At 50.2% G+C, this 24815-nt stretch carries 18 protein-coding genes; 6 read left to right on the top strand and 12 right to left on the bottom strand.

Features of this window, described 5'->3' with window-relative positions:
* Nucleotides 1–53 precede the first annotated feature (53 nt).
* The 5 genes from BHK98_RS11865 to BHK98_RS11845 form a co-directional block, all read right to left on the bottom strand.
* The gene (locus tag BHK98_RS11865; protein ID WP_075714475.1) at nt 54–1682 is read right to left on the bottom strand and encodes an amidohydrolase; all 1629 of its coding nucleotides are present in this window, start codon (nt 1680–1682) and stop codon (nt 54–56) included.
* Entirely contained in the window at nt 1675–3072 is a 1398-nt protein-coding gene (locus BHK98_RS11860) for an APC family permease (RefSeq protein ID WP_075714473.1), read from the bottom strand. The genes BHK98_RS11865 and BHK98_RS11860 overlap by 8 nt, the downstream gene beginning before the upstream one ends.
* Before the next feature lie 110 nt (nt 3073–3182).
* Nucleotides 3183–3524, bottom strand: a complete 342-nt coding sequence (locus tag BHK98_RS11855) for a class I SAM-dependent methyltransferase (RefSeq protein ID WP_075714471.1) — start codon at nt 3522–3524, stop codon at nt 3183–3185.
* Nucleotides 3525–3679: 155 nt separating this feature from the next.
* Nucleotides 3680–4621: an HNH endonuclease domain-containing protein gene (locus tag BHK98_RS13250; protein ID WP_083628283.1), complete on the bottom strand. Its 942-nt coding sequence runs from the start codon at nt 4619–4621 to the stop codon at nt 3680–3682.
* 47 nt (nt 4622–4668) lie between these two features.
* Complete coding sequence (locus BHK98_RS11845; RefSeq protein WP_075714469.1) at nt 4669–5664, bottom strand: helix-turn-helix domain-containing protein; 996 nt, start codon at nt 5662–5664, stop codon at nt 4669–4671.
* Nucleotides 5665–6081: 417 nt separating this feature from the next.
* Here BHK98_RS11845 and BHK98_RS11840 point away from each other — a divergent pair, with 417 nt between their 5' ends.
* Entirely contained in the window at nt 6082–7926 is a 1845-nt protein-coding gene (locus tag BHK98_RS11840) for an AraC family transcriptional regulator (protein ID WP_075714467.1), read from the top strand.
* A gap of 45 nt (nt 7927–7971) precedes the next feature.
* On the opposite strand, the gene BHK98_RS11835 is transcribed toward BHK98_RS11840, so the two are convergent.
* From BHK98_RS11835 to BHK98_RS11825, 3 genes are read right to left on the bottom strand one after another with little or no spacing between them, the layout of a single operon-like run.
* Nucleotides 7972–8463, bottom strand: coding sequence for a C-GCAxxG-C-C family protein (locus BHK98_RS11835; RefSeq protein ID WP_075714465.1), 492 nt, complete (start codon nt 8461–8463; stop codon nt 7972–7974).
* A gap of 44 nt (nt 8464–8507) precedes the next feature.
* Complete coding sequence (locus BHK98_RS11830) at nt 8508–10007, bottom strand: amino acid permease (RefSeq protein WP_075714463.1); 1500 nt, start codon at nt 10005–10007, stop codon at nt 8508–8510.
* Between the two features lie 49 nt (nt 10008–10056).
* Entirely contained in the window at nt 10057–10986 is a 930-nt protein-coding gene (locus BHK98_RS11825; protein ID WP_075714461.1) for a glycyl-radical enzyme activating protein, read from the bottom strand.
* A 391-nt stretch (nt 10987–11377) separates the two neighbouring features.
* On the opposite strand from BHK98_RS11825, the gene BHK98_RS11820 reads away from it, so the two are divergent.
* Nucleotides 11378–12133 (top strand): SDR family NAD(P)-dependent oxidoreductase, encoded by a 756-nt coding sequence (locus BHK98_RS11820; RefSeq protein ID WP_075714459.1) that lies wholly within the window; start codon nt 11378–11380, stop codon nt 12131–12133.
* A 23-nt stretch (nt 12134–12156) separates the two neighbouring features.
* Nucleotides 12157–14526 carry a glycyl radical protein gene (locus BHK98_RS11815; RefSeq protein ID WP_075714457.1) on the top strand — a complete coding sequence of 790 codons (2370 nt, stop codon included), beginning with the start codon at nt 12157–12159 and terminating at the stop codon, nt 14524–14526.
* Nucleotides 14527–14590: 64 nt separating this feature from the next.
* Here the strand turns inward: BHK98_RS11815 and BHK98_RS11810 are convergent, their stop codons facing one another.
* The 4 genes from BHK98_RS11810 to BHK98_RS11795 form a co-directional block, all read right to left on the bottom strand.
* Nucleotides 14591–16057, bottom strand: coding sequence for a Na+/H+ antiporter NhaC family protein (locus BHK98_RS11810; RefSeq protein ID WP_075714455.1), 1467 nt, complete (start codon nt 16055–16057; stop codon nt 14591–14593).
* 277 nt (nt 16058–16334) lie between these two features.
* Nucleotides 16335–17684: a sigma-54-dependent transcriptional regulator gene (locus tag BHK98_RS11805; RefSeq protein ID WP_075715186.1), complete on the bottom strand. Its 1350-nt coding sequence runs from the start codon at nt 17682–17684 to the stop codon at nt 16335–16337.
* An 8-nt stretch (nt 17685–17692) separates the two neighbouring features.
* Complete coding sequence (locus BHK98_RS11800) at nt 17693–19726, bottom strand: ATP-binding protein (protein ID WP_075714453.1); 2034 nt, start codon at nt 19724–19726, stop codon at nt 17693–17695.
* Between the two features lie 72 nt (nt 19727–19798).
* Nucleotides 19799–20851, bottom strand: a complete 1053-nt coding sequence (locus BHK98_RS11795) for a sigma-54 interaction domain-containing protein (RefSeq protein ID WP_245796924.1) — start codon at nt 20849–20851, stop codon at nt 19799–19801.
* 803 nt (nt 20852–21654) lie between these two features.
* Between BHK98_RS11795 and BHK98_RS11790 the strand changes: the two genes are divergently transcribed.
* From BHK98_RS11790 to BHK98_RS11780, 3 genes are read left to right on the top strand one after another with little or no spacing between them, the layout of a single operon-like run.
* The gene (locus BHK98_RS11790) at nt 21655–22563 is read left to right on the top strand and encodes an arginase family protein (protein ID WP_075714451.1); all 909 of its coding nucleotides are present in this window, start codon (nt 21655–21657) and stop codon (nt 22561–22563) included.
* A gap of 2 nt (nt 22564–22565) precedes the next feature.
* Nucleotides 22566–23936 (top strand): APC family permease, encoded by a 1371-nt coding sequence (locus BHK98_RS11785; RefSeq protein WP_075714449.1) that lies wholly within the window; start codon nt 22566–22568, stop codon nt 23934–23936.
* A 20-nt stretch (nt 23937–23956) separates the two neighbouring features.
* Nucleotides 23957–24679, top strand: a complete 723-nt coding sequence (locus BHK98_RS11780) for a lactate utilization protein (protein WP_083628273.1) — start codon at nt 23957–23959, stop codon at nt 24677–24679.
* Nucleotides 24680–24815: the final 136 nt, after the last annotated feature.

Here is a 24815-nt window from a genome sequence, read left to right as displayed (position 1 = left end):
GGAATCTGCCTGAAGCAGTGTATCCGGATCACAGCCCCGTTTAATTTTGTCGCCTATTTCTCAAAGACGATCCGGCCGCCCACCATCGTCATGACAGGAAGGATATCCTTGATTCTGTCGGGATCAACCGTGAAGATGTCGCTGTCGAGCAGCACCATGTCGGCGTAATAGCCCTCTTTAATGCGGCCCTTGATGTCTTCCATGAACTCGCCGTAGGCGCTCTCAACGGTATACGCGTCCACCGCCGTCTCCACATCCACACATTCATCGGGGTAGAATCCGCCGGCAGGTTCGCCGTTAAGATTTTTTCTGGTAACCGCCATGTAGATGTTCGGGAACGGGTTGCAGTCCTCCACCGGGCAGTCCGTGCCGTATGCGACGTGAGCGCCCTTGCGGGGGAGACTTCCCCAGGCGTAGGAGGTGGCGGCCAGCTCCTTGCCGACAAGCTCTTCCAGAATGCGCATATCATAATCCAGGAAGATCGGCTGCGCGAACACCAGAATTCCCTCGTCTGCGATCCGGTCGAGCAACTCCTCGCTGGTCACCTGACAATGGATGACGGTGTGTCTCAGAGCATTTTTGCCGTCAACAAAAGCTTTCTCGTAGCTGTCGATAGCCCTCTTGACCGCTTCGTCGCCGATGCAGTGCGTAACAACCTGGAGATTGTGTTCCCCGGCGAGCCTGCAGTATTCATCCATGTCATCCGAAGCAATCCATTCCAGTCCGTGGTTGTCCGGCGCTCCGACATACCCGTTTGTCATCAGCGCCGTCCGTGCGCCGAGACTTCCGTCCTTGAACAGCTTCAGCGGTCCAAGCGTCAGCCAGGAATCCTTCGGGTAAAGCTCCTCTCGATGGGCGTACTCGCCGTTTTCCAGATAATCGCGGAATTCATTCAGATCGTTGAAGCAGACCTGATGACGGTAACGCAGTTTTCCCTCGCCGCTGTTATAGATTTTGTGGAACAGATCAAAGGCAACGGGACCGTCCATGAATGTGGTTCCCACGTCGTTGCTCTGAACGCTGGTAAGGCCGTGGGAAACGCAGTAGTCCATGGTTTCCAGTATGATTCTGTGACGCTCCTCGAGGGAGAAGTCCGGCACAACCTTTTTCGCGAGATTCGTGCCGTTGCCGTAGAAGAGTCCGTTGGGCTCTCCATTTTCATCAACGCCGAAATCCTCTTTTTTGAACTCCGGATTTTCCTTCACATGCAGCATGTTCAGCAGTGTCGTGTTGACAGAAACGATGTGGCCGCAGACACGCTCCAGCACGATGGGATAATCCGTGCTGATTCTGTCCAGATCGTGGCGGTCCGGCATCCGGTCGCCGTCAGTAAAGAGATCCTGATTCCAGCCGATGGCGTGCATGCCGCTCTTCACATGGCCGGGATGCGCCTCCGCAAATTCACGACAGATGCGGATCATTTCGTCAATCGACGTGACGCCTTCGATCATCGCCTGGTTCCTGGTTTCACCGAACTGCATAAAATGCATATGAGAATCGTTCAGGCCCGGAATCAGTGTTCTGCCCTCGCAGTCCCTCTTTTCCGTTTCGGCGTCCGCCGCGGCCAGCAGCTCTTTGTTCCCGCCGACAGCCCGGATGATTCCGTCCTCAACCAGGACGGCTTCCTCAAAATGACCTCGTTCGACATATACCTTCGCGTTGTATAAAAGTGTCTTACTCATTTCCCTTCGCTTCCTTTTTGATTTTTCTGTCGAAGATGTAATATACCACCGCGCCGACAGCCGGTACGGCAAAGCCCGCGAATCCGTTTACCGGATCCTCAATCGCGCCCTGAATGAACAGTCCCACGAAGATCGCCGCAACAACGACGACGGATACCGGGTAAAGCCATACTTTGTACGGGCGTTCAATGTCAGGATACTTCCGGCGCAGAATCGGAACCGCGATGATAACCAGAACATTGAACAGCATCACGGAGAGAACGACCAGATTCGTCAGCTGATCCAGGTTACGCAGAAGCACCAGGACACAGGACAGCACGCCCTGAACGATGATCGGCACTGTCGGGATTCTGTACCTGGGATGAAGCTTCGCAAAGCTCTTGAAGAAATGTCCCTCCTCTGCCATCGCATAGTACATTCTCGGCTGGGCCAGAATCATTCCGTTCATGGAACCGAACATCGCCAGAATCATTCCGACGGACACGACGACCGCGCCGGCGCTGCCCAGTACCTGTTTCGCGACAGCCGTGCCCAGATACAGGTCTTCGTTGTTAATCATATTCACGATCGTTTCATGAGGCAGAACCTTCATGATCGCGAAGTTGAACAAAGTATACAGCACCGTTACTCCGCCGATTCCGATGATAATCGCCAGCGGAAGGTTTCTCTTCGGATTCTTGATTTCCTCTGTAACGGTATTCAGGTTGCTCCAGCCCTCATATGCCCACAGCGCGGCGACGATCGCAATCGCCATCATTCCAATGATGCTCGTATGATTCTCCGCGGCGTATGTCGATGCGGAGCCGAGGGACAGATCCGGGCTCGCCTTGCCCGCGACCAGGGCGGCGACCAGGATGATCAGAATCGGAACCAGCTTGGCGACCAGAGAGATGTCCTGGATCACCGACGCAACCTTCACTCCGATCAGATTATACAGAGTCGCGCCGACAATCAGAATGATCGCGGCAATCTTTACGCCTGTATCGCTCAGGCCCACAAAGGGCTTCAGCACTGTCATCATCGCGATGGACACCGCGGCGATAGAACCGGGGCCTCCCACCAGCCAGTCGGTGAACCCGGCCATGAAGCCGAACACCGGGTGATACGCCTCGTTCAGATACACCAGACGGCCGCCCGCCTTCGGCATCGCGCATCCAAGCTCCGCATAGCAGAGTCCCGCGAACAGGGAGATGACTCCCGCGACAATCCAGCAGATCAGCGCCAGACCGCTGTTCATGCCGGTTCTTTGTAAAACATAAGATCCCAGATAGAATATCCCGGATCCGATCATAATTCCGCCGATAATGCTGACGCCGCCGAACACGCCGATTTCTCTCTTAAACTCGGTCTGTTCAGTGGTCAGTTCGGCCAGCTTCTTTTCATCATTCATTCGATGATACCTCCCTAATGTCCTTAAAATTTAACTGCCGTCATTTTACACACAGGAGGTTTAGCGGCGCGTTTAATCCGAAGAACACCCCGGCCGCAGGCCTGCTCCGGTTAAACGGGTTCTGCAAGATGAAGGAGCGATGCGCAGCACCAGATTCCGTCATACGGGTGATTTGCCCGCCAGTTTGCCATGTTGCAGACCGTAACCTTAATCCTGAAATTTTCTTTCGCCAGCCGTGCCAGTTCTGCCGAAGCGTCTATACCTTCAGCCCGGTATCCTTTGCGGTTAAACGCTGCCGCATCCCGACCGCTCCCGCATCCGGCATCCATAATGCGGCCGCCTTCGGGTACATATTTCAGGAAACGTTCATATGCTTCTGTAAAATCTGCGCCCTCTGTAGATTGGAAATAACTTTCCGCGGCACGGTTATAATAATCTGTAGTCTTGTTCATCTCTCATAAATCCATTCCCGAAATCCCCTGTTTTTTGCCGAATCGTATACGGGCAGCATGATCTCCTCCAGTTGTCCCGCGAAATGTTCCAGCGTCTGCCCCGGTCTGTACAGATGATATCGTATTTCCTCATTGTTCAGATTTTCTTTCGCACATTAATTAAACAGCATTTCCGCCGTTTTGTCTGTCGCCAGCAGCCTGTATGCCTGAAATTCTGTCTGTACGAGTCTGTCGAAGTATTTCTCCCAGCGAGGCAGATTGTTGCTTTTGCTGCTGTTTACACTTCGAGTCGTAGGGACAAGATTCCACAATTCATCACTGGCAACATACGACCATGGAACAAAATGATCAATGGATAAATCCTTTGTTGTCATCCGATCGCCTGTATAAATATCGGCAACCTCAAGATTCCGAACGATATGCTTCCAATATTTTGTGACCCTGGTAAGGTTTCGCTCCTGCGGCGGGTAAATTTTGTTCGCGATGCCGGGCACCGTCGGATTTCTGCGCTGAAGATAAATAATCAGATTATAGTCAGTCCAGCCGAGAAGGATTCCCAGATTGCTGCGGAAATAGTCCATCCACTCCGGCGCAATCCGTATCCTGCTGTCCAATGCTCCCTCGCGATAAATGGTGTATATCATCCCGGTCTGCATATTGATATAATCAACAATTTCGGCCGGTCTGCTCCAGAGCCGATCGTCCGGTCTTTCCATCAGCGGGGCCTGCAGACGGTATGGAACGTTCAGCGACAGTTTCCGCATATTTGTCCTTAGCTGTCTGTCTCCGTCGGTTCTCAGATATGACAAAAGAACGTCCTCGCTCTCTGTCGGCCGAAATTTCTCCTGCTCTGCGATATATTTTACGGTCTTTTCCAGTGTATCAGACGGCCCCAGATTAAGTCTGTACTCGCTGACCATATACCACGCGTCAACAATCATACGCTCAATCAGCGTCCGGAAAGTAATCTCATCCTTTCCCTGGCCGACCTGATGCAGAATCGCCTTAAACCAGAACAGCTTATAGCTTTCGCTTTTGTTGTCAAAAATTCGTGCCAGACTGGCAGTATTTACTTGTTGTGATACAGGAAGCTGCATGATGCTAAGGATCACCTCTCTTTGTCATCTCACGTTCGTATATTCTGTCAGGAATTCCGGCTCCTGGTCTCGAGTATTTCGACGATGGCTCCATACAGCACGCCGGCCACCGGCCAGATGATCCATGTCATCTCCCATCTGCCGCTCAGGAAACTACTCCCCAGGTAAATCGCAACCGTAATTCCCCAATACGCCCCGGAAACAGAACGATTGATTTTTTTGTGGGAACGGGAATATTCACCTTCCTCCAGCAGTGCGCGATAACCGTTCCAGGTGACGGATGCCCGCACGATCAGATAGACTCCTGCCGATACAAGAACCAGCAGCAGACAGACTGCAAGGATCATAGGCATATCTTCATCGCTCCGGAATATCGCTCCTGCGATAAAAATGGGGAGGCAGGCAATAACACACAGACCGATGCCGATCACCATCATGCGTCGGTACGTATCTTCCCATTTTTTCATCCGGTCCCGTACCATGCCTTCGACTCCGTAAACTGTATCGATAGGCTCTTTCTCCAGGTATTCATACTTCCCGAGTTTCATTCCGGCGGATACAAAAAGAGCAACCCCCGCGGCGATGAATAAAATCGTCGGAATGAGTCCGGTCATCGTCGCCCGATCCTCTTCTATGGGGATCATGCCGTATTCCGACGCACCGCTGAGAAAAATCAGCGCTACAGGGGATAAGATACAAAGCATCACGCCAAAGGCGATCTTCGGCGCCGTCGCCGTCTTAGCTTCGAGAAAACTTCCGGCCATTTCCATAGTGACTCTCCTCAGAGATGTTTCCTCTCCGTCACATTCCATCACGCCGGCGTCAGACGTCACGTCCGCTTCCTCAATTTCATCCTTTAACAGATAATCCGTACTCACGCCGAACAGCCCGGACAGCTGCAGAATTTTGCTCATGTCCGGAATGGACTGAGCGCTCTCCCATTTGGAGACCGACTGGCGGCTCACTCCCAGTCTCTCTGCCAGCTGTTCCTGGGACCATCCCGCTCTCTTTCTGAGTTCCATGATTTTGTCTGCCAGTATCATCTTCATCCTCCCGGCTTTACACGCCTATACTGATGGTTTATCTGATGAGAAAAGGATAGTCTCTTATACAGTTGCAGACCACCAAACCGCCTTTGCAATGTGTCAACCGCCGGTTGCAATCGCTTTCATTATAGTTTGTTATATCAAAATGTCAACAGTCTCCGGGCCGCATCATTCACATATTATGAGCCGCAGAATTCATATCTCCGCCGCCCGCATCCGTTTCTCTTCTGCACGATCGAAAATACCGGATCGGTTAGAGTGCCGACGGACAGCACTCATGAAACGGTTGAAATGCTCCGATATAAAATGTTAATATAGAATCAGAAAATCCGCATTCTGGTCGGAGGCAGAACCTGCGCGTCCCGAATGCGATACAAGCTTTCCGTCTGCCGCAGCAATCGACAGGAGGCGCACATGCTGGAAGAAACAATATCGTACCAGGATAATTTCCCCATCTCAATTACGGTCGCAAACATCTCACGGTATCCAATCCACTATCATAAAGACACCGAGATTGTCTATGTTCTGGATGGCTCCATAAGTCTCCGGAACGGCTACTGCACCTATTCACTCAGCGCAGGAGATATTTTTACAAACGCCGGCCACGAAGTGCATACCATGAAATCGGACACCGAAAACATTACAGCGGTATTTCATATCAGCAATCTTTTTTTCACACAGTTTTTTCCCGAACTGCCCAAGGGCTGTTTCCGCACCAATCCGTCAAGCGAACCGAGCCCGCGGCTGTCTCATCTGAAGCACACCCTGCTTCAGATGCTCATCGCGTACCTGCAGAAAAATATCAATTACCGCGACGCCTGTATTGAGCATTGCATGGAGGTTGTCCGCACTCTGCATCAGCATTTTAACCTGTTCGCCTTTAATGACGATGTAGTTGTCCATTTCAACTGCGACAACCCTGTAATTGAAGAGCGCATCAGTCATGTGATCAACTATATATACGCCAATCACGAACTGAAAATCACGCTGAATGACCTTGCTGAAATGGAGCATCTCAGTTCCTATTACCTCTCCCACCTGATCCATCAGTACTGCGGAATCAGTTTCAGAGATTTCCTTTCCTTCGCAAGGGCAGAATGGTCAGAAATTTATCTTTTGGAAACCGACAAAAAGATAAACACCGTGGCTCATATGGTAGGATTTTCCACGTCCCGATATTACGAGGACGCATTTGTCCGGTGGTTCGGTCATACGCCCCGTGAACATCGGGCGGCAAACCGCAATAACGTCATCAGCCCGGATAATCTGCCGGTTCTGGAGCCGGTCACGGTTTCCCGGATTCTGGACACCGCACGCAGACTGAGTTCCCGTCTTATACGGCAGGATACCAATCTGTCCCTGGCGAAAAGAATCCATCTGACAGACAGAATTCCATCAGGCGCAGAGCCGATTTCCGCCTTCCGGCATCATCTGAAATTATCCGTTACCGCCGCCGATTTCGATTCCATAGGATACAGCCTGTTCGATCACCTGCGCCAGCTCCGCTGCACAGAGGTGGTTCTGATCTGCCGGGACGGCGATGACCCGGGGCGATGTGATGAACTGGAACAAAAGTTTCTTAAGAGAGGGATCTCGGTGGAACTCCGGAATCGCCTTTTTCCGGGTGAACAAAAGCACTACGGCTTCGATTCCGTGGCCGGTTTGATTTACATTGTGCGCCAGGGCGTTATAGAACCGCACAGCACGATCAGTCTCGGTCTGCGCGACCAGGGGGACCCGAACATTCTTCTGAAGGGCGGGCGCAGTCTCCTTACCTCGGGAGGCGTCCCCAAGCCGATGTATACGGGGCTGAATTTCCTCGTTTCAAACGACGGCGAACTGATTCTCCGAAATAAATATTATGCAGCCGTACGGCTGCATAATGAAGAGGCTTATATTCTCATGGCAATGAACTACAACAGCGACATACTGGGACTTTGTCAGGGAGCAGACACAATCTATCACGCAGACGATGTGCTGAACGCATTTCAGGACGAACTGACCGTGAACATCTCAATCGCTCTGAACCCCGGCGAATACCTGATTACCCGGTATTCCACCAGCACCTTTGACAGCATGTTCGGACTGATGAGCAAACTTCATTTTCCGGAGAAACTGCCCCTGAAATATGATATCCATCTGGAATACACCACAGACCCGATCGTGGACGCCTATGTGGAGCAGGTCCGCTCCGAGCTTTCCGTTGACATGAATTTCAGGGGAGCCGGCGTTCAGGCAGCACTGATACAGAAAATCTGACAGATTGCTCTGTACCGGTCACGCCGGAAAATGAAAATATTTTGTTCACTCCCCGTCATCCATAAGTTCATCTAAAAGCCGGCAGGCATACGCCGTAAGAACTGAGCATCCGCGGTACCGCTGCTCGGCGTAGATGGTTTTCCGCTGATCCGGATCTGCGTAATTCGCCTTGAGAATTCCGGCGCATGTCAGACTTCCGAACTGTTCCTTAAATCTGCGGTCAAACTCTGCCTGTTTCTCCTTCAGCACCTCGTAATTCGAGAACTCGGAGAAGTCGCGATATCCAAATTTCAAGCCAAGAGACATCAGCGCACCTGTTACCGCTCCGCAGCGTTCTCCGCACTGCATTCCCCATCCGAATCCACTTGCAGCCAGCATCGCCATTTCTTCATCATATCCCAGTTTTCCGGCTCCATGGCGAAACGTAATCTGTGAACACATCAGTTCCTGCTCAAAATCCCTGTCAATCTTAGCGACAAGCTCCGGATCAACGAGCCGGCGAGTTCTGTCGTTTCCTATTTTAAACTCATGCGGCATATTTCCCTCCGTTTCGGAAACGCCTGGCAATAAACATTCTCAGATCAGTCAACTGCCGAGATATCCTGCCTGCTGATGCCCTCCGGCGGTGTAAAATCCATATCCTCATAGGCAACCCATTTCGTATGCTTTACCTTTTTGTAAACAAAGAACATTACAATTGACAACGGAATGATGGCATAGCAGGTGATGAAATCAAACCAGTTGAAATCCGTAAATACCCACCAGTTGGCACCGAAGCATACGATGACGCAGACAACGATTGTAAATATCGATCCGGCAGGATAAAGCGGCGACTTGTAGTCCAGCTCATCCAGCGAACGTCCCTGCTTGACCCAGCCTTTCCTGAATCTGTAGTGAGCGAAACTGATTGTCAGCCAGTTGTAGACGCCTGCGATTCCGCAGAGATAGTAAGCTGCAGTATATGCCACGCCGTCTCCCAGCAAAGATGCAACAAAAGCGAACGCTGCAATGAAAGCGGTAAGCAGGACAGCTCTCACCGGCACGCCCCTCTTGCTGATCTTCGCGAAAAACTTCGGGGCGTCTCCCTTCTCCGCCATATGCTGCATGGTTCTGGAGGCCGCATACATAGAAGAGTTCCCGCAGGACAGGACAGACGTGAGAATTACCGCGTTCATCAGAGACGCCGCAGCGGCAAATCCGGCATTCCGGAAGATGATTGTGTAAGGCGCCGCTGCCACATTGCTCTCAGATGCATCCAGCAGAGACGGTTCTGTGAATGGGATCAATGTCGCCACAACAAAGATCGTTCCCAGATAGAAGATCACCAGTCTCCAGAACACGCTGTGGATTGCCTTCGGAACGTCATGCTTCGGATTTTCCGATTCAGCCGCGGAAAGTCCGACGAGCTCCGTATTCGAGAAAGAGAACGCCGCGACCATGAAAATACCGACCATCCCTCCGATTCCGTTTACAAACGGTGCTTTTCCGGCTTTTCCTCCATCCAGCACCCAGTTGTGAAACCCGGCGTCCTCGCCGCTGTGCATAATACCGACGATCATCAGTACGCCGACCACCAGGAAAATTACCGTAATCACAACCTTGATTCCGGCGAACCAGAACTCTGCCTCGCCGAATCCTTTAACAGAGAACAGATTTAGCGCCAGCAGAACTGCCAGGAACAGGACGACAAATACTGCGGAATTGACGTCCGGAAACCAGTATTTTATAATAATCGCTCCTGCAATCAGCTCTGCGGCCACTGTCATGGAGCTGCCAAACCAGTACGCCCATCCGTTTGTAAATCCCCACGCCGGATCGACAAAACGGTTCGCGTAAGACGTGAATGCGCCCGGTATCGGCAATTCCGTCGCCATTTCCCCTAACGCCGTCATCATAAAATATACAACTACGCTCATGATCGCGTAAGCGACCATCGCTCCGCCCGGACCCGCATCACGGATCGTTCCGCCCATTGCCAGGAACAGACCGGTTCCGATTGAGCCTCCGATGGCGATCATCTGAAGATGTCTGCCCTTCAGCCCTCTGTGAAGAGAGTTATTGTTTCCGGTGTCTTTACTCATAACAGCACTCCTTTTCATAACTTCGCAACATTAACCCGCATATGATAAATCAGACTCTGCCTAATATATCAGTCGTAATTCCTTCAGATTCCATCATTGTCCGGATTACATCCAGCCTCTCCTCCGACGGCGGCTGAAATCGTTCCTGCTGTCTGCCAAGATTATTCATCTTGGATATCCCGAGGTCGTGGTAGGGAAGCAATGTGGCCCGGCGAAGCCCCATGCCGCGCATGAGAACAATCACCGCTTCAATCTCCCCTTCTCCGTCATTAACCCCCGCCATAAGAGGCATTCTGATCTGTATTTTGTCCCGAATCACGGGATGCTCCGCCAGCATCTGCAGATTTCCGAGAATCACATCGTTGCTCTGTCCCGTCAAGGCTTTGTGTGCGGCAGGATCCACGGTTTTAATGTCAAACAGAATATCAGTTACGATATCCCGCAGAGCCATTTCCAGAAGGAAAACCCCGTCGCCGAATCCTGAAGTATCGAGACATACGCCAACCCCGGAGTTTTCTGCCAGGCTGATCAGTTCCCGAACGATATTCTGATTCGACAGAATTTCTCCCCCGCTCAGAGTCATTCCGCCTCCTGTCTGCTCATAGAATTCTTTGTCCTGAAGCACCTGACGAAAAATCTCCTGCGCTGTCATCGGAGCTGCGACGCGCTTGAGTGCCTGAGCATAACAGCCGTCCACGCATTTCATACAGCCATCGCATTTCCTCCGGTCAATCTCAATCCTGCTGTCTTCATCCGGCGTAATTGCTTTCTGCGGACAAATCTGTATGCAATAGCCGCATCCGATACAGCTGTTCGGAAGCTGAATGAGCTCCTGCTCCGCATTAATCAGCTCCGGATTATGACACCATCTGCAGTTCAGCGGACAGCCTTTGAAAAACACTGTCGTCCGGATTCCCGGCCCGTCCTCTGTGGAGAATTTCTGAATGGACCCCACCAGGGCCCTCGATTCCTTACACATACGATTCCTCTTTTTTGTTAATATTTATGCAAATGATAACATTTTGTCAATCTACGTTCTACGATTTTATTGCTGTTAATATTGATTAGATTGCTATGTATAATCGTGGATAACAAAATAATCCCGACCTGTTTTCACAGATTACTGGATTTCCCAGAGCAACTTTGACAAGAAAATTATTTTCTGTCGCAACTAAATTATTGCTTGCCTGGTGCTGTTTCTTTAGAATAGATGTATAAACAGTATCTGCAAGTCCCCGTCGGACTTAACGGGCGCCGGCAGCGGCTGTCAGCAGTACTGCGGCGCACAATCCGGCGGCGGCAGTGTGCGCCGGCAGCCACTGTATGATGCTTGTGCACGCATCTGAATACGGAAGAGAGGGTGATTCGACATGACAAATGAACGAAAGGTATGTGTTGTAACCGGCGCATCCGGAGGCATCGGCTCCGCGATTGTAAAAAAATTTTATGACAGCGGCTATGATGTGGCAATGCTGGATATCAATGCCGGCGCATTAGAAAAGGTTGTCGGAAGGGAAGGGTTCGACCCGGCGCGTGTGAGCTCCCATATGCTGGATGTTTCTGACGAACAGCAGGTAAAGGATACAGTCGCCGAAATTCTCAACGCCCGGGGACGGATCGACGCACTGGTAAACACCGCTGCGATTATCGGCAAATATAATCCGACCATCGACTATTCCTTTGAAAACTTTAAAAGAATCTATGAGATCAATGTGTTCGGTACATTCCTGATGATGGAGCATATTCTTCCGATCATGAAAAATCAGGGCAAAGGCAGCATCGTCAATTTCGGTTCCGTCTCGGGGATGACCGGATACACCTACGAAATCGGATACGGATCCAGCAAGTGGGCGATTATCGGTATGACAAAAAATGTCGCGAATGAATACGGACAGTTCGGCATCCGCGCCAATTCTGTATCTCCGGGCTGGGTCAATACAGATATGTTCCGGGCCTCAGTGGAAGACTATAAGAATTTCAGCGATTCCCAGGTAACGCTCGGACCGCTGGGCAGACCCGCAGAGCCGGATGAAATCGCCAATGTCGTATACTTCCTCAGTTCTGATGAAGCGAGTTATGTGAACGGCTCCAACGTGCTGGCCGACGGCGGCATGATGCTGGGGTGAAGAACCTGAAAAGGAGTAAAACAATGCTGAATCCAAGATTACAAAGAATGCGGGACAAGCTTTGGAATACCCGTCCGTGCATCACATCTGAGAGGCTGGTTCTGGCAACAGAAGCCTACAAAAAATTTGCGGGAACCGCGATTCCGGAATTCCGGGCAGAGGTCGTCCGTTATATTGCGGAGCGAATGACAACACTGATTATGGAGGACGAGCTGATCGTCGGGACCCCGACCAACAAATACAGGGGCGCCAATCTGCACCCTGAATTCCAGTCCAGTTCCTGGTATATCAGTGATATTGACGAATTTTCCACACGATCCAAGGATCCGTACGATATCTCTCCGGAGGACAAAAAAATCATCCTGGAAACTCTGCCGTACTGGGAAGGGAAATCCATGGAGGATATGTCCAAAGATGCGATCCCTGCACATATACGGGAATGTATGGCGGACGATATTATCACAGTGGGTCTGACAAACGGCGTATCCGGAGAAACAACCTGCGATCACGAAAAACTCCTGTCCGTAGGACTGAAGGGGTATATGCAGGAATGCCGCGAAAACATAGCTAAAACTCCCGGAACCTGCAAAGAGGATCAGGAAAAAATCGATTTCTGGAAGGCCTGCATCATCCAGTGCGACGGTCTGATCACCTACGCACACCGCATGGCTGATGAAGCAGAGCGCCAGGCAGCCGAATGTACCGATGCGAAACGAAAAAAAGAACTTCTGACAATCGCAGAAAACTGCAGAGTCGTGCCGGAAAATCCTCCCCAGACCTTCCAGCAGGCCCTTCAGATGGTCTGGTTCGCTCACGTCTACTTTCATATCGAAGTCTGCACCACCGCATGCGGATACGGCAGATTCGATCAGTACATGTGGCCCTTCTACAAAAAAGATGTCATCGATGAGAAAAACATCACCGAGGACGAAGCCTTCGAGATGCTGGCCTGCCTGTATCTGAAGTCCTGTGAGGTATATGAGGTCAGAGACAAATGGTACGCAACCTCCTTCGCCGGATATCCGATGTGGGAGATTCTGATCGTAGGCGGTCAGACTCCGGACGGCAGAGACGCGACCAACGAATTGTCCTATGTCTGCCTGGAAGTGGCGAACCAGCTGAAGACCACCCAGCCGGTCATGGCCGTGAGAGTCTGGGAGGGTTCTCCTGAAGCGCTGATCCGCAAGGGCTGTGAAATGATTCAGGACGGACAGGCCAACCCCGGCTTCTTCAACGATGACGCCGCCATGAAAATGGCGCTGGGCAAGGGATGCACTCTTGAGGAGGCGCGGGACTGGACAATCGTAGGATGCATTCAGCCCGGACCCGGAGGAGGTACAACAGACGGCTCCCCCGACGCAGGTTATGTGAATATGGGAAAAATGCTGGAATTCGTTCTTCATAACGGAGTAGATCCGTCCACCGGAAAGCTCATGGGACTCCAGACCGGAGACCCGAGGGAATTCAAGGATATTGAAGAATTCAAGGATGCTCTGAAGAAGCAGATTATCCATCACTACAGTCTGGTCCGGACCGGTTACAACATTATGCAGAGCATGCATATGCTCCGTTTCCCGGTCATCTTCGCGGGAATGGTGACAAAGGGCTGCGTAGAAAGTGGAAAATCCGTACAGGACGGTGGTGCCAAGTACTCAACAGCAGGTTTGTACATTACCGGTGCCGCAAACATGGCGGATTCTATCGAGGCTATCGAGGAGTGCGTTTACAGAGACAAAGACATCACGATGGATCAGCTGATCAGGGCGCTTGACAACAACTTCGAAGGCGAAGAGCGGATGCGGCAGCTGCTGCTCAACAAACCGGAAAAATACGGGAACGACCTGCCTCACGTAGACGGGATTTACCGGGAAATGATGCACTTTATCGCCGACGAGGTGCAGACCTGGAAGGATGCCAGAGGCGGCACCTATTCCTTCAACGTCCATTCGCAGACAGTAAACGTGTCTCACGGAATGGTCACAGGTGCAACTCCGGACGGACGTCTTGCCGGCGAGCCGTTCTGTGACAACTCCTCTCCGATGATGGGAAGAGATATCAGCGGACCGACAGCTACAGTGAAATCAGTCGCGTCCATGGGACAGGAGGCGTTTCATGACGGCGCTCTGTTCAATCTCCGCTTCGACCCCAAAGGAGTCGAAGGAGAAAAAGGTCTCGCTGCAATCGAAGGCGTCATCAAGACCTACTTCAAATATGGCGGAGAGCACATTCAGATCAACGTTGTGGATAACAAAACACTCCGGGATGCGCAGATCCATCCGGAGCACCACAAAGGACTGATGGTGCGTGTTGCCGGGTACATGGCCTACTTCACCGAGCTGGACAAAGGAGCTCAGGACACCATCATCGGACGAACGGCACATTATGAATCATAAACCCATATAAAAAATACCGCACCTGCCGGCACAGTTATACTGCGTCAGCAGGTGCGGAAATTTTTTAAACGATTTCACCGATGCGATCCTCATGATCGTATTCCGCTCTCATTTCCGGCGACAGCTGATCCATCAGATCCCTTCTGCCTATCTTCGCCATAATGGAAATGCACATCACGATAAACATCGCGAAGCAGTATATCACCATCGGCGTTACTTCAATTCCCGTGAGAGGCGCTCCGGAATCCTTGGCGAAACTCAGCGTATAAATCATCGCCGGAGACCAGGGCAGACAATATGCCAGCGTATTCGACTGGGCGTCCATCAGATTAGCCATCCTGTACGGAGAGATCCCGTGCTGTTTCCCCAGCGGCTTCGCAAAGGATGCCCCGACAGCCAGAATCGCCGGCGCGTTCAGTCCCATGATCCCGGACAGAACGATAACCATCAGCGAAACAACCCATTCCGCTCCTGTAGCAGTCTTTGCAACTTTCCCAAGCGCATTCAGGATCAGAATATCCCCGCGGCCTCTTCTCATAATATTGATCGAACCGAACAGCAACAGGCAGAGCACGATGACCTGTATCATACTTGCAACGCCGTCATAGAGAACGCCGCCTACCGTTCTGTCAAGACCCTCTCCCGATACTGTTATAACCGCAGGAATTTCAGAGTTCGAGTCCAGATGAATGAAATCGATCAGCCCCGCCGGAATTGCGAAGACGAATCCGATTACGATTCCGATCGTGGTGGCGACGATGATGTCACCGGTTTTAACAGCGATATAGATGGTTATCGCCACCGGAATGAGCATGATCAGCGTCCATGGATTATACGCCGCGTTTTCCGCGGTCCCGCTCGGATCCGCTCCCTTCACCATGCTGACGATGATGAACACCGGCACCGAAATGATTGTCGCCGCAACGCAGTATTTCAGTCTGGATCTGACGACGCCGGGCACATCGACTCCCTGCGTTGTCGCAGAGCATATCGTCGTGTCGGAAATGGGCGCCAGATTGTCGCCGAACGCTGCTCCGGAGATAATGGCTCCCGCCAGCAGCGGATGATTGCAGCCCAGCGCGACTCCCGCAGGATAAAGAACTCCCATTCCTGCCGCAATGGTTCCGAAGCCTGTACCGGAAGCCGTAGCAAACAACGCCGAAGCCGCAAATGTAATAATCAGAAACGCGGTCGGACCCACGCCGAAGCCCGCGGCAATTCCCGCAATGCCCGAAGCCAGCCCGGACACGCGCAGCACCCTGGAAAACGCGCCTGCAAATATCCAGCAGACGATCGGAACCAGACAGTCTTTACTGGCCATCCCATCGATAATGACTTCGGAATAATACTTTTTGTCTTTCGCGAAAAAGAATGGAATGATCAGCGCAGAAAAAGCCGGCACCCACAGCGCGCCATCTGAAATAGACGCCCAGATAAATGTCGTGGTGATGATCATCACAATAAAGATTGCGAACGGAAGCAGCGACATTCCCCTTCCGCCGTAAAACTCCAGCAGTTTCTTCTCTTTCATAATATCCTCCTCTCTCAGCAGCCAGGTTCACTTAACTGACTGAATCATTGATACTGTCATACTATTGTAATACTTGCAATACCTGTACCAGATGATTATCAGTCGTCGGCAGGACTCTCCGTCGATCCGTGATTTTCAGCGTTTTCGAACAAAACGCAATACGATTCTTCCGGAGTATTCACCACTCGCAACAGAAAAATGCTATGCAGTTTTTTTCCACCCTGAAAAAAACTGCATAGCATCCCGACACATATCATTCTGTCATTCACAGCCGCTGCTAGTCCACCCGGATATTCAGTTCCTTGATTTTGTTGAAAAGCTGCCTGCGGCTCAGCCCCATGGCCTCCGCAGCCCATGTGATGTTTCCGCCCTCCCTCTTCAGGACATCCCGGATATAGCGTATCTCAAAATCCCTCTTTGCCTCTTTGTATGACTCGATATGACTTACCCGTCCACCCTCTGTACCTTCTGCTCCGCTTTCCGGGCGACCGTCCTCCAGAGACAGTATTCCGTCTTTCGACGCCAGAATGACAAGTCTCTCCACGATGTTTTTCAGCTCCCGAATATTACCGGGATAGGAATAATTCATCAGATAATTTTTCGTATCATCACTCATTCCTCTGATATATTTCCCCGTTTCTGCAGCGTACTTTCTGATAAAATATTCGACAAAATCCGGAATATCTTCTCTCCTGTCACGAAGCGGAGGAATGTGAATCTCAAAGGTATTGATCCGATACATCAGATCTTCCCGAAAATTACCTTCCTCAACCGCCTTCCGGATATCTTTGTTGGTGGCGCTTACCACTCTGAAATTCACATCCACAGACTGTGTTGAGCCTATGCGTTCTATCTGGTGATTTTCCAGTGTCCGCAGCAGCTTCACCTGGATATCCATACTCATGTCTCCGATTTCGTCCAGAAACACGGTTCCGCCGCTTCCCTGCTCCAGTTTTCCAATATGACGGTCTCCGGCTCCCGTGAACGCTCCCTTCTCATATCCGAAAAGTTCCGACTCAATAAGGCCGGGCGGCATGCTCTGACAGTTAATAGGAACAAAGGGACGGTCTCTCCGGCTGCTAAGGTCGTGAAGCCGCTTCGCCACGATTTCTTTACCGGTTCCGCTTTCACCGGTGATCAGCACATTTGCGTTGGAATCCGCAACTTTGTTTATCAGCGCCCAGATCCTTGCCATCTGCGGATTTCTGCTGCCAATCACAAAACTGTCCTGACTGCTGTCGATGAGTTTCCTTTTCCTGGCCTCAAGACATTCCACAGCCTTCTCAATCTCCTGCCGCAGTTCCGCCGGATCGTGGCTCTTGATAAAATATCCGAAAGCGCCGATCTTCATGGTTTCCACAGCGGTTTCAATGCTTCCGTATCCCGTCACCATGATGACTTCAATCTCGTCCGAATAATCCGCTTTCACGATTTTCAGCAGATCGATCCCGCTCATTCCCTCCATCATCATATCCGTTACAACCAGCGGAAAAAACCTTTGTTCAAGCAGCGTCAGCGCTTCCTCCGCAGAGCCGGCCTGCGCCGTCCGATATCCAAGCGTCTCGAAGAGAAGACTCAGCGTCTCTCTGTAATCCGGCTCATCATCCACGATCAATATACTAAACATCCGCTCATTCATACGGCAGTTCCTTCCTTCCGATCACCACAGGTGTTCTGCCCGGGCGATTCCCCATCCGGTATGCGGAGATGAAATACACTTCCCCTTCCAACCGCTGATTCCAGGCTGATCTCACCGCCCAGACGTTCGATTTCAGAATAGACGATATACAGCCCCAGTCCGGTTCCTTCTCCGGGAGGTTTGGTCGTAAAAAAAGGATTATAGAGAAATTCCTGTTCTTCTTTCGGAATTCCGCAGCCATTGTCTTCACAGTCGATGAGAAGAATGCGATCGTTCCCTCTGCGAGCTCTGACGATAATCCTTCCTGACTGCTCATCCACCGCCTCTATCGCATTTTGTATGAGATTCATCAGAATATGCTTCAGCGATTCCTGACTGCTTCTGACGCTAAGAGCCCCATCGCAGTCCACCTCCACAGTCAGTTCTTTTTTCCTGATCTCGTCTGCATTCAAGACCACAATAGAATCGATGAATTCCTTCAGACAGATTTCCGATATACTGGTATCGGCTATCCGCCAGAAGTTCATAACATTGTCTATAATGGAGCTGGCACGCTCCACATTTTCATCTATATACCGGAGCGATCTCTGTCCTCTGTGATCTATGCTTAAATTATGACTCAGCAGATAACTGTGAGTGCGGATAATCCCCAGCGGATTCCTGAGCTGGTGAGCCATCCCCGCCGCCAGCTGTCCCACCGCGATCATCTTGGAGGACTGCAGCAGCTGATTATTTTTCACCACATCCACCGTAGTGTCCTCAATGGTCATCATGAGATCCTTTTTTCGCTCCGTTCCAAGCTCAAGAAGCTTGCACTCCAGTATGGTCCGACCCCTGTCCGCCCGGAGCGTGGTTCCGGTTTCATGCTTTTCGACTGCTTCAATGATCTGCTCCGTCTGCTCAGTACCCAGTCGCTTCACATAATCCGCGTAATGCATTCCCTGCAGTTCCTCCGGAGCTAGTTTCACAAAGGACGCAGCCGGTGCGTTCGTGGATTGGATCAGGCCTTTTCTGTCGATTACCAGTACGCCCTCCGGCATCTCATTTAACATCAGCGCCAGTTCGTTCCGGCTGTCTTCAAGCTCTCTGGTACGCAGTCGGACTTGTCTCCGCAGCAGTCTGTTCTCAATGAACTTGATGCCGAAGGCAAGTGCCGCAAGCAGCAGGATCACCATCAGATATCGAAAAATCTGCGTCGCTGTGCTCCCGGTCTTCAGCAGAGGCGTGGAAATCCCGAACCATAGCTGCTGAATCTTCTCCGGCTGTCCGGATCGGTTGATTTTGTCTATCGCATAATTCAGCGGCTTTACGAGATCCGCCTTGTCCTTACTGACACCGATCACCACCGGTTCCTCATAAAGCGCCGTATTGATGGTTCTGATCTGATCACGTATCCCTAATTCCGCCGCATAATACTGTGTCACCGGCTCGTCGCCGATCACTCCGTCTACTTTTCCGTCAATCAGCAGTTCCAGAGCCTTCCCTACATCGTGTACATAGACCAGCCTCGCGTTCGGATAATGTTCCTTCAGATATCCGTTGGCAAAATCTCCCCGCTGTGTCGCTACCTTCAAACTGTCAATATCATTCAGCGTGTAATTTCTGCTGCGCCTTGTGACCATAATGGTTCGAAGGGTATACAGCGGTTTGGTGAATACCATGTATTTCGATCGATCTGCGTTCACAAAGACATCAATCATGTCGCTCTTCCCGGTCTTCACCGCATCCAGAGCGTCCTCCCATTTGTACGGCACACACCTGATATCGATACCGAGTTCGATGGAAATCAGCCCGATGTAATCCGGCACCACTCCCTTATACTGCCCGTCCCGGTCTACGTAACGGAGCGGCGGCGCGCTATCGTCAGCGCCGTAAATCAGCGGGCCCTCTTCAGCATACTTTGAAACAATCTGCCCCATCGTCTGCTCCTGATACATCGAATATCCTTTGTAGAAAATCCCGCCCGCTGCCGCTATCAGAATAAAGATGACCACGAATTTCCAGGCGGCCCGTTTTTCCTCATTTCCCATACTAAACATCGTTTCCCCTATTTCTTCGGCGGAATCTGATTCTGCTGCAATGTTCCCCGATGTCCTCCGCGCTTATGTTACACTATATTTTTTTAGTTTGTTATACAACGTCTGACGTGAAATCTTCAGTTCCTTTGCAGTTTTTGTAATGCTGTAACGGTTCCGCTCATATGCATTTAAAATAATTTCTTTTTCAAAAGCGTTCAGCTGATCGGTCAGGCTTCTGCCCGGCTGAACTTGCTGATATCCCATCGACACCTGCATCGATTGATTTCCGGAAGTTTCTTCCCCCTCCATATATGCACTGCGATGTATCATATAATCCGGAACATCATCATATGTGATTTCACCGCAGGACTTAATGTTACAGGCGTAATCAATAACATTACGAAGTTCGCGGATATTTCCTTCCCACGGATACTGCATAAAGAAATTCATAAGGTTTTTTTCAATTCCGGAAACTCTGTGGTTTCGAATGGCATTAAAATATTCAATATAATGTCGGCAAAGCAGCGGTATATCCTCGATCCGCTCCCGCAGAGGCGGAACATAGAAACTGGCGACATTGAGACGAAACCATAAATCCTTGCGGAATCGGCCGTTATTCACCAGCATGGCGATATCTTCATTGGTCGAGGCAATTATACGAACGTCAATCTGCCGGTCATCTGTATCGCCGACCCTTCGAACCGTATTAGTTTCCAGAACACGCAGGAGTTTCCCCTGCATGTTATAGGGAATTGAATTGATCTCATCAAGAAACAATGTTCCCCCGTCAGCGACTTCAAACAGGCCCGGACGATCTGTAGCGCCGGTATAACTCCCTTTGACAGAACCAAACAATGTTGTCTCCATGAGATTTTCCGGAATCGCCGCACAGTTCTGTATGATGAACGGTTTGCTCCGGCGCGGACTATTCGCATGAATTGTATGGGAGATCAGTTCTTTTCCGGTTCCCGTTTCTCCAAAGACCAATATTGTCGATTCACTGGCCGCCAATCGTCTGAGCTTGTCAAAGCTTTTAAGAAACGTTTGATTCTGCGTAACAATATCGTTAAAGTTATATTTTGAGGTTCCCGGTCTGCTAATCTTCGTTCCTGAGGAATTTCGCAGTTCTGTGGACATTACCATACAGCCGATAACGCCGGTTTCATTGATTAACGGATAAGCAGAATTCAAAGCTTTATGCTGAACGCCGTTTATCTCAAAGTACTGCAGTTGATTGACGATAATCCGGCCGGTATCGATAGCCTTGAACAAAGTAAAGTCCTTTCGCCGGAAAAAAGGATACAGTTCAAACACAGAACGTCCCACAGCGTTTTCAAACCGGACCACATTTATTTCATCGTTATAATCCTCGTAGTAGAGAATCTTTCCGTTCTTGTCAACTATAAGAAGCGAATCCAGGTTATTGAATAAGCCTTTAAATACTCTGTCATTTTCCTGCATAACAAATCCCCCTGAAGTATTTTCCACCGTTAATCGGCACCGGCACATATATATCAGATTATACACCGCAGCACTGCTCACTGATCTTTGCCGGCACACCCTTCCATCGGACTGTGCGCCGCGGCGCTGCTGGCGAACTGCCGTCAGCGCCCGTTAAGTCCGACGGGGACTTAATGAGCAGACACAACTTATTATATAATATAATAGACATAATTTTTTTCAAGACAAAACGTAAAATATTTTGACAAAATGTAAACAGAATTAAACGTCACGCTTTGTGACATTTCAATATCATCTCGAAAAATCAAGGTATGGCTCAGAAAATTATATCCGCCAAAATTATTTAAATTGCACAATTATTTCGTTGAATTTTCTTCGAGCCAATCCGTCCTGCGGTATTTGGCATACCAGTTGCTATATTAGAATTGTGTCGGATCCGAATTAAATAATTCAATCGTTAAATTTGGAAGGAGACCACAATGGATAAACTGAAATTTGGAATGATCGGACTGAACTACGACACTGAAGCCGGAAGAGGCTGGCCCGGTGCACGCTACGCTCCGGACAGCATACGCAAAATGCTGTCCGGCATCATGAACAGGATGGAGGAAAACAAACTGTTTGATGTCTGCAATAACTACTTGGTGGACTATGACAAGATTGATCTGAAGGACTTCGGAAATACTGATAACATTGTACATTATGATAACTTGCAGGCGCAGAAAGACATGGCTGCTGAAATAAAAAAAGTCATGGACGAAGGATATAAACCGCTAATCCTCGGAGGCGATCATTCTATCACTAACGCCGGATTCATGGCGATGCACGAAAAAGCAGACGGCAAAATCGGAATTATTGATTTTGACGCCCATCTGGATCTGAAAGTGGAATCGCCCGTTCAGGGACGTTATTCCGGGAGCAGCGAGATCCGCAGAGCTACCGAAATGGATAAATATGATCCGAAAAATATCGTTGAAATCGGTCCCAGAGGTTATAATTATCCCGAACATTATCATTTCATCAAAAACAGCGGTATGACAATTATCACACCGAAGGAGGTCTATGCCAACGGAGCTGCAGCCACCGCAGAGAAAATCAAAGAAATTGTAACCGACGGTACTGACTATGTATATATGACGGTCGATATTGACGCATTGGATATGGCATATGCCTTAGGCTCCGGCGGCCAGGAACCGGCAGGTTTGAATCACTTTCAACTGTCTGACATGATCCGCCGTCTCGCGCCTGTCGTAGACGCAATTGACTTTGTGGAAGTCAATCCGATGACAGATCACCGTGAATTGACAAGTCATGTCGCGGCAAATCTGATTCTGGATTATATCTCCGGCGCCTACTATGCGGCCTTCATCGAACAGGGAAGGAGTTAATAATGAAAAAGAAGGGCATGACGGGAAAAGATTTCTTTTCTCTAGCCTTCGGCAGTATGATCGGCATCGGCTGGGTAGTATCAGCTCCGCTGTGGATCACGAACGCCGGTACAGCCGGCGCGATCAGTGCTATGATAATTACGGCTTTAATTGTCATACCAATCGGTTTTGTCTACTCGGAATTGTGCACCAGCATCAAGGTTGTCGGCGGCGAATTCGCGTATGTGTTTAAACTGATGGGGAGATTGCCGTCGTTTATCACAGGGTGGTTTCTGATCCTCGGTTATCTGACTATGTACCCCTGGGTCGCCCTGTCCGTTTCCTCCATGATCGCTTATCTGTTTCCGCAGATTGAGACAATCAAATTATATACGATCCTTGGAAATACACTGTACCTTCCGGAGCTCATTATAGGACTGGTGATGATCTGGGGGCTGACGTGGCTGAACATGAAGGGCGTGGAGTCCTCTAAACTCTTCCAGAACTGCGCAACAACACTGCTGCTGATTTCCTTTGTGATCTTTTTCATCGGTTGTTTTGCCGCAGGAAAACCTGAAAATCTGCATCCGATGTTCTCGTCCAACGGGAAGATTTCCGGAATTATGCTCGCAATCTCCTCCATGATTTTCTTCATGAACGGATTCGATACAATTCCAAAAGCTGCTGATGAAGCGGACAGCCAAATCAACCCGCGCAATCTCGCCAAAGCTTTGGTTGGAACCATACTGCTCGGGAGCGCGATTTATATATTGGTGATAATATGTTCCAGCCTTGTGATGGTTACCGGTGATGAGGTTAATCTAGGGGCTCTCCCCCTTGTTGCAGCCTACGAAAACGCCACCGGCTCAAAGCTTTTAGTAGTCATCATGATCATCGGAACAATAATGGGAGTGATTACAACCTTCAACGGCTTCGATCTGGCCGGATCGAAACTGATCGGAAGCTTTGCTGCATCAGGCTTCATGCAGCATTCACTCGGCGATTTATCCACCAAGAAAACACATAGCAATTCCCTTTTGTTCATCGCCATTATATCGACCATCGGCGTTTTCATGGGCAAAGGTTTGCTTGCTCCACTGATCACCCTCGGCGGACTTGCGTTTCTAGTCGCATGGCTGTTTATGGCACTCTCCTGTCTGGTCTTCCGCAGAAAACAGCCTGATGCTACACGTCCGTTCCGCGTCCCAGGCGGAAAACCGATCATTGCGTTCGCGATATTCGTATGTTCAATTCTGATCATTATGATGATCATCCCGGGAACCCTGATATCAATGGGCGCAATGTGTGACATTCTTTTACTCGTCTGGATAATTGCCGGCGCTGCTGTATATCTGCACTACAAAAAACAGTCGATAGAACTCCGAAACCGATAGACAGGAAAGGAGATCAGACCATGAAGAATTTCAAAATAAAAGATGCTCAGTATAATGTATCGGAAATCCGAAAGACCCATTATCGTCAGCTTGGTCAGAATGCGGTCACCCGACTGAAAAAGAAAGGCTTCCAGGCAGCGTACTTCGATGATCTCATGTCTGCCAAAAGGCATCTTCTCTCTCTGATTGCAGACGGTTCGACAGTCGGAGTAGGCGATTCGCACACAATATATGCAATGGATATTGATGATGATCTGTCCGCAAAAAAATGCCGTGCGATCCCCAATATCGCCGCACTCAACCTGCACGGCTACCACAGTGATTCTTACGGATACATCAAAGCTGACACCCGAGAGGAGGCTCGGCAGCTGCTCGCCGAGTACCTTACCAGCAATGTATTCATACTTGGTGCCAACGCAATCACCATGCAGGGAGAGATCATCAACGTGGATGGCGTGGGAAACCGCGTCGCAGGCATGTGCTACGGCGCAGATCGGATCATAGTCGTTGCCGGCGTCAACAAAATCGTCCCCGATGAAGAATCTGGACGCAAGCGGGTTCATTTTCACGCTGCTCCAATGGACAATATAAAATACGGAGATGAATGCGCCTCCACAGCTACGGGAATCTGTCCCGGGTGCAATAGAGATGAACGCATTTGTAACATAACAACCATTGTACACAGGAAACCTATCGAGTCCGATTTTCATGTGGTCCTTATCGGTGAAGAACTCGGATTTTAGATGTTTCAGCGGCCTGCCGCAAGAGGTTTTCAGGAGATCCCTCCGCAAACCCTGCAGCGGCGGGGTTCGGAAACGAGTCTCTCGGAAACGGCCGAACCCCCGGGCACAGGCCTCAAACAGTGTCTTCCGGCGCACA

Origin of the sequence: Hornefia porci (genome assembly GCF_001940235.1) — a bacterium.
In the GTDB taxonomy this organism is placed as follows: Bacteria; Bacillota; Clostridia; order Peptostreptococcales; family Anaerovoracaceae; genus Aminicella; species Aminicella porci.
Note: the sequence above shows the minus strand (reverse complement) of the source record. Positions and strands in the feature narration are given on the sequence as shown.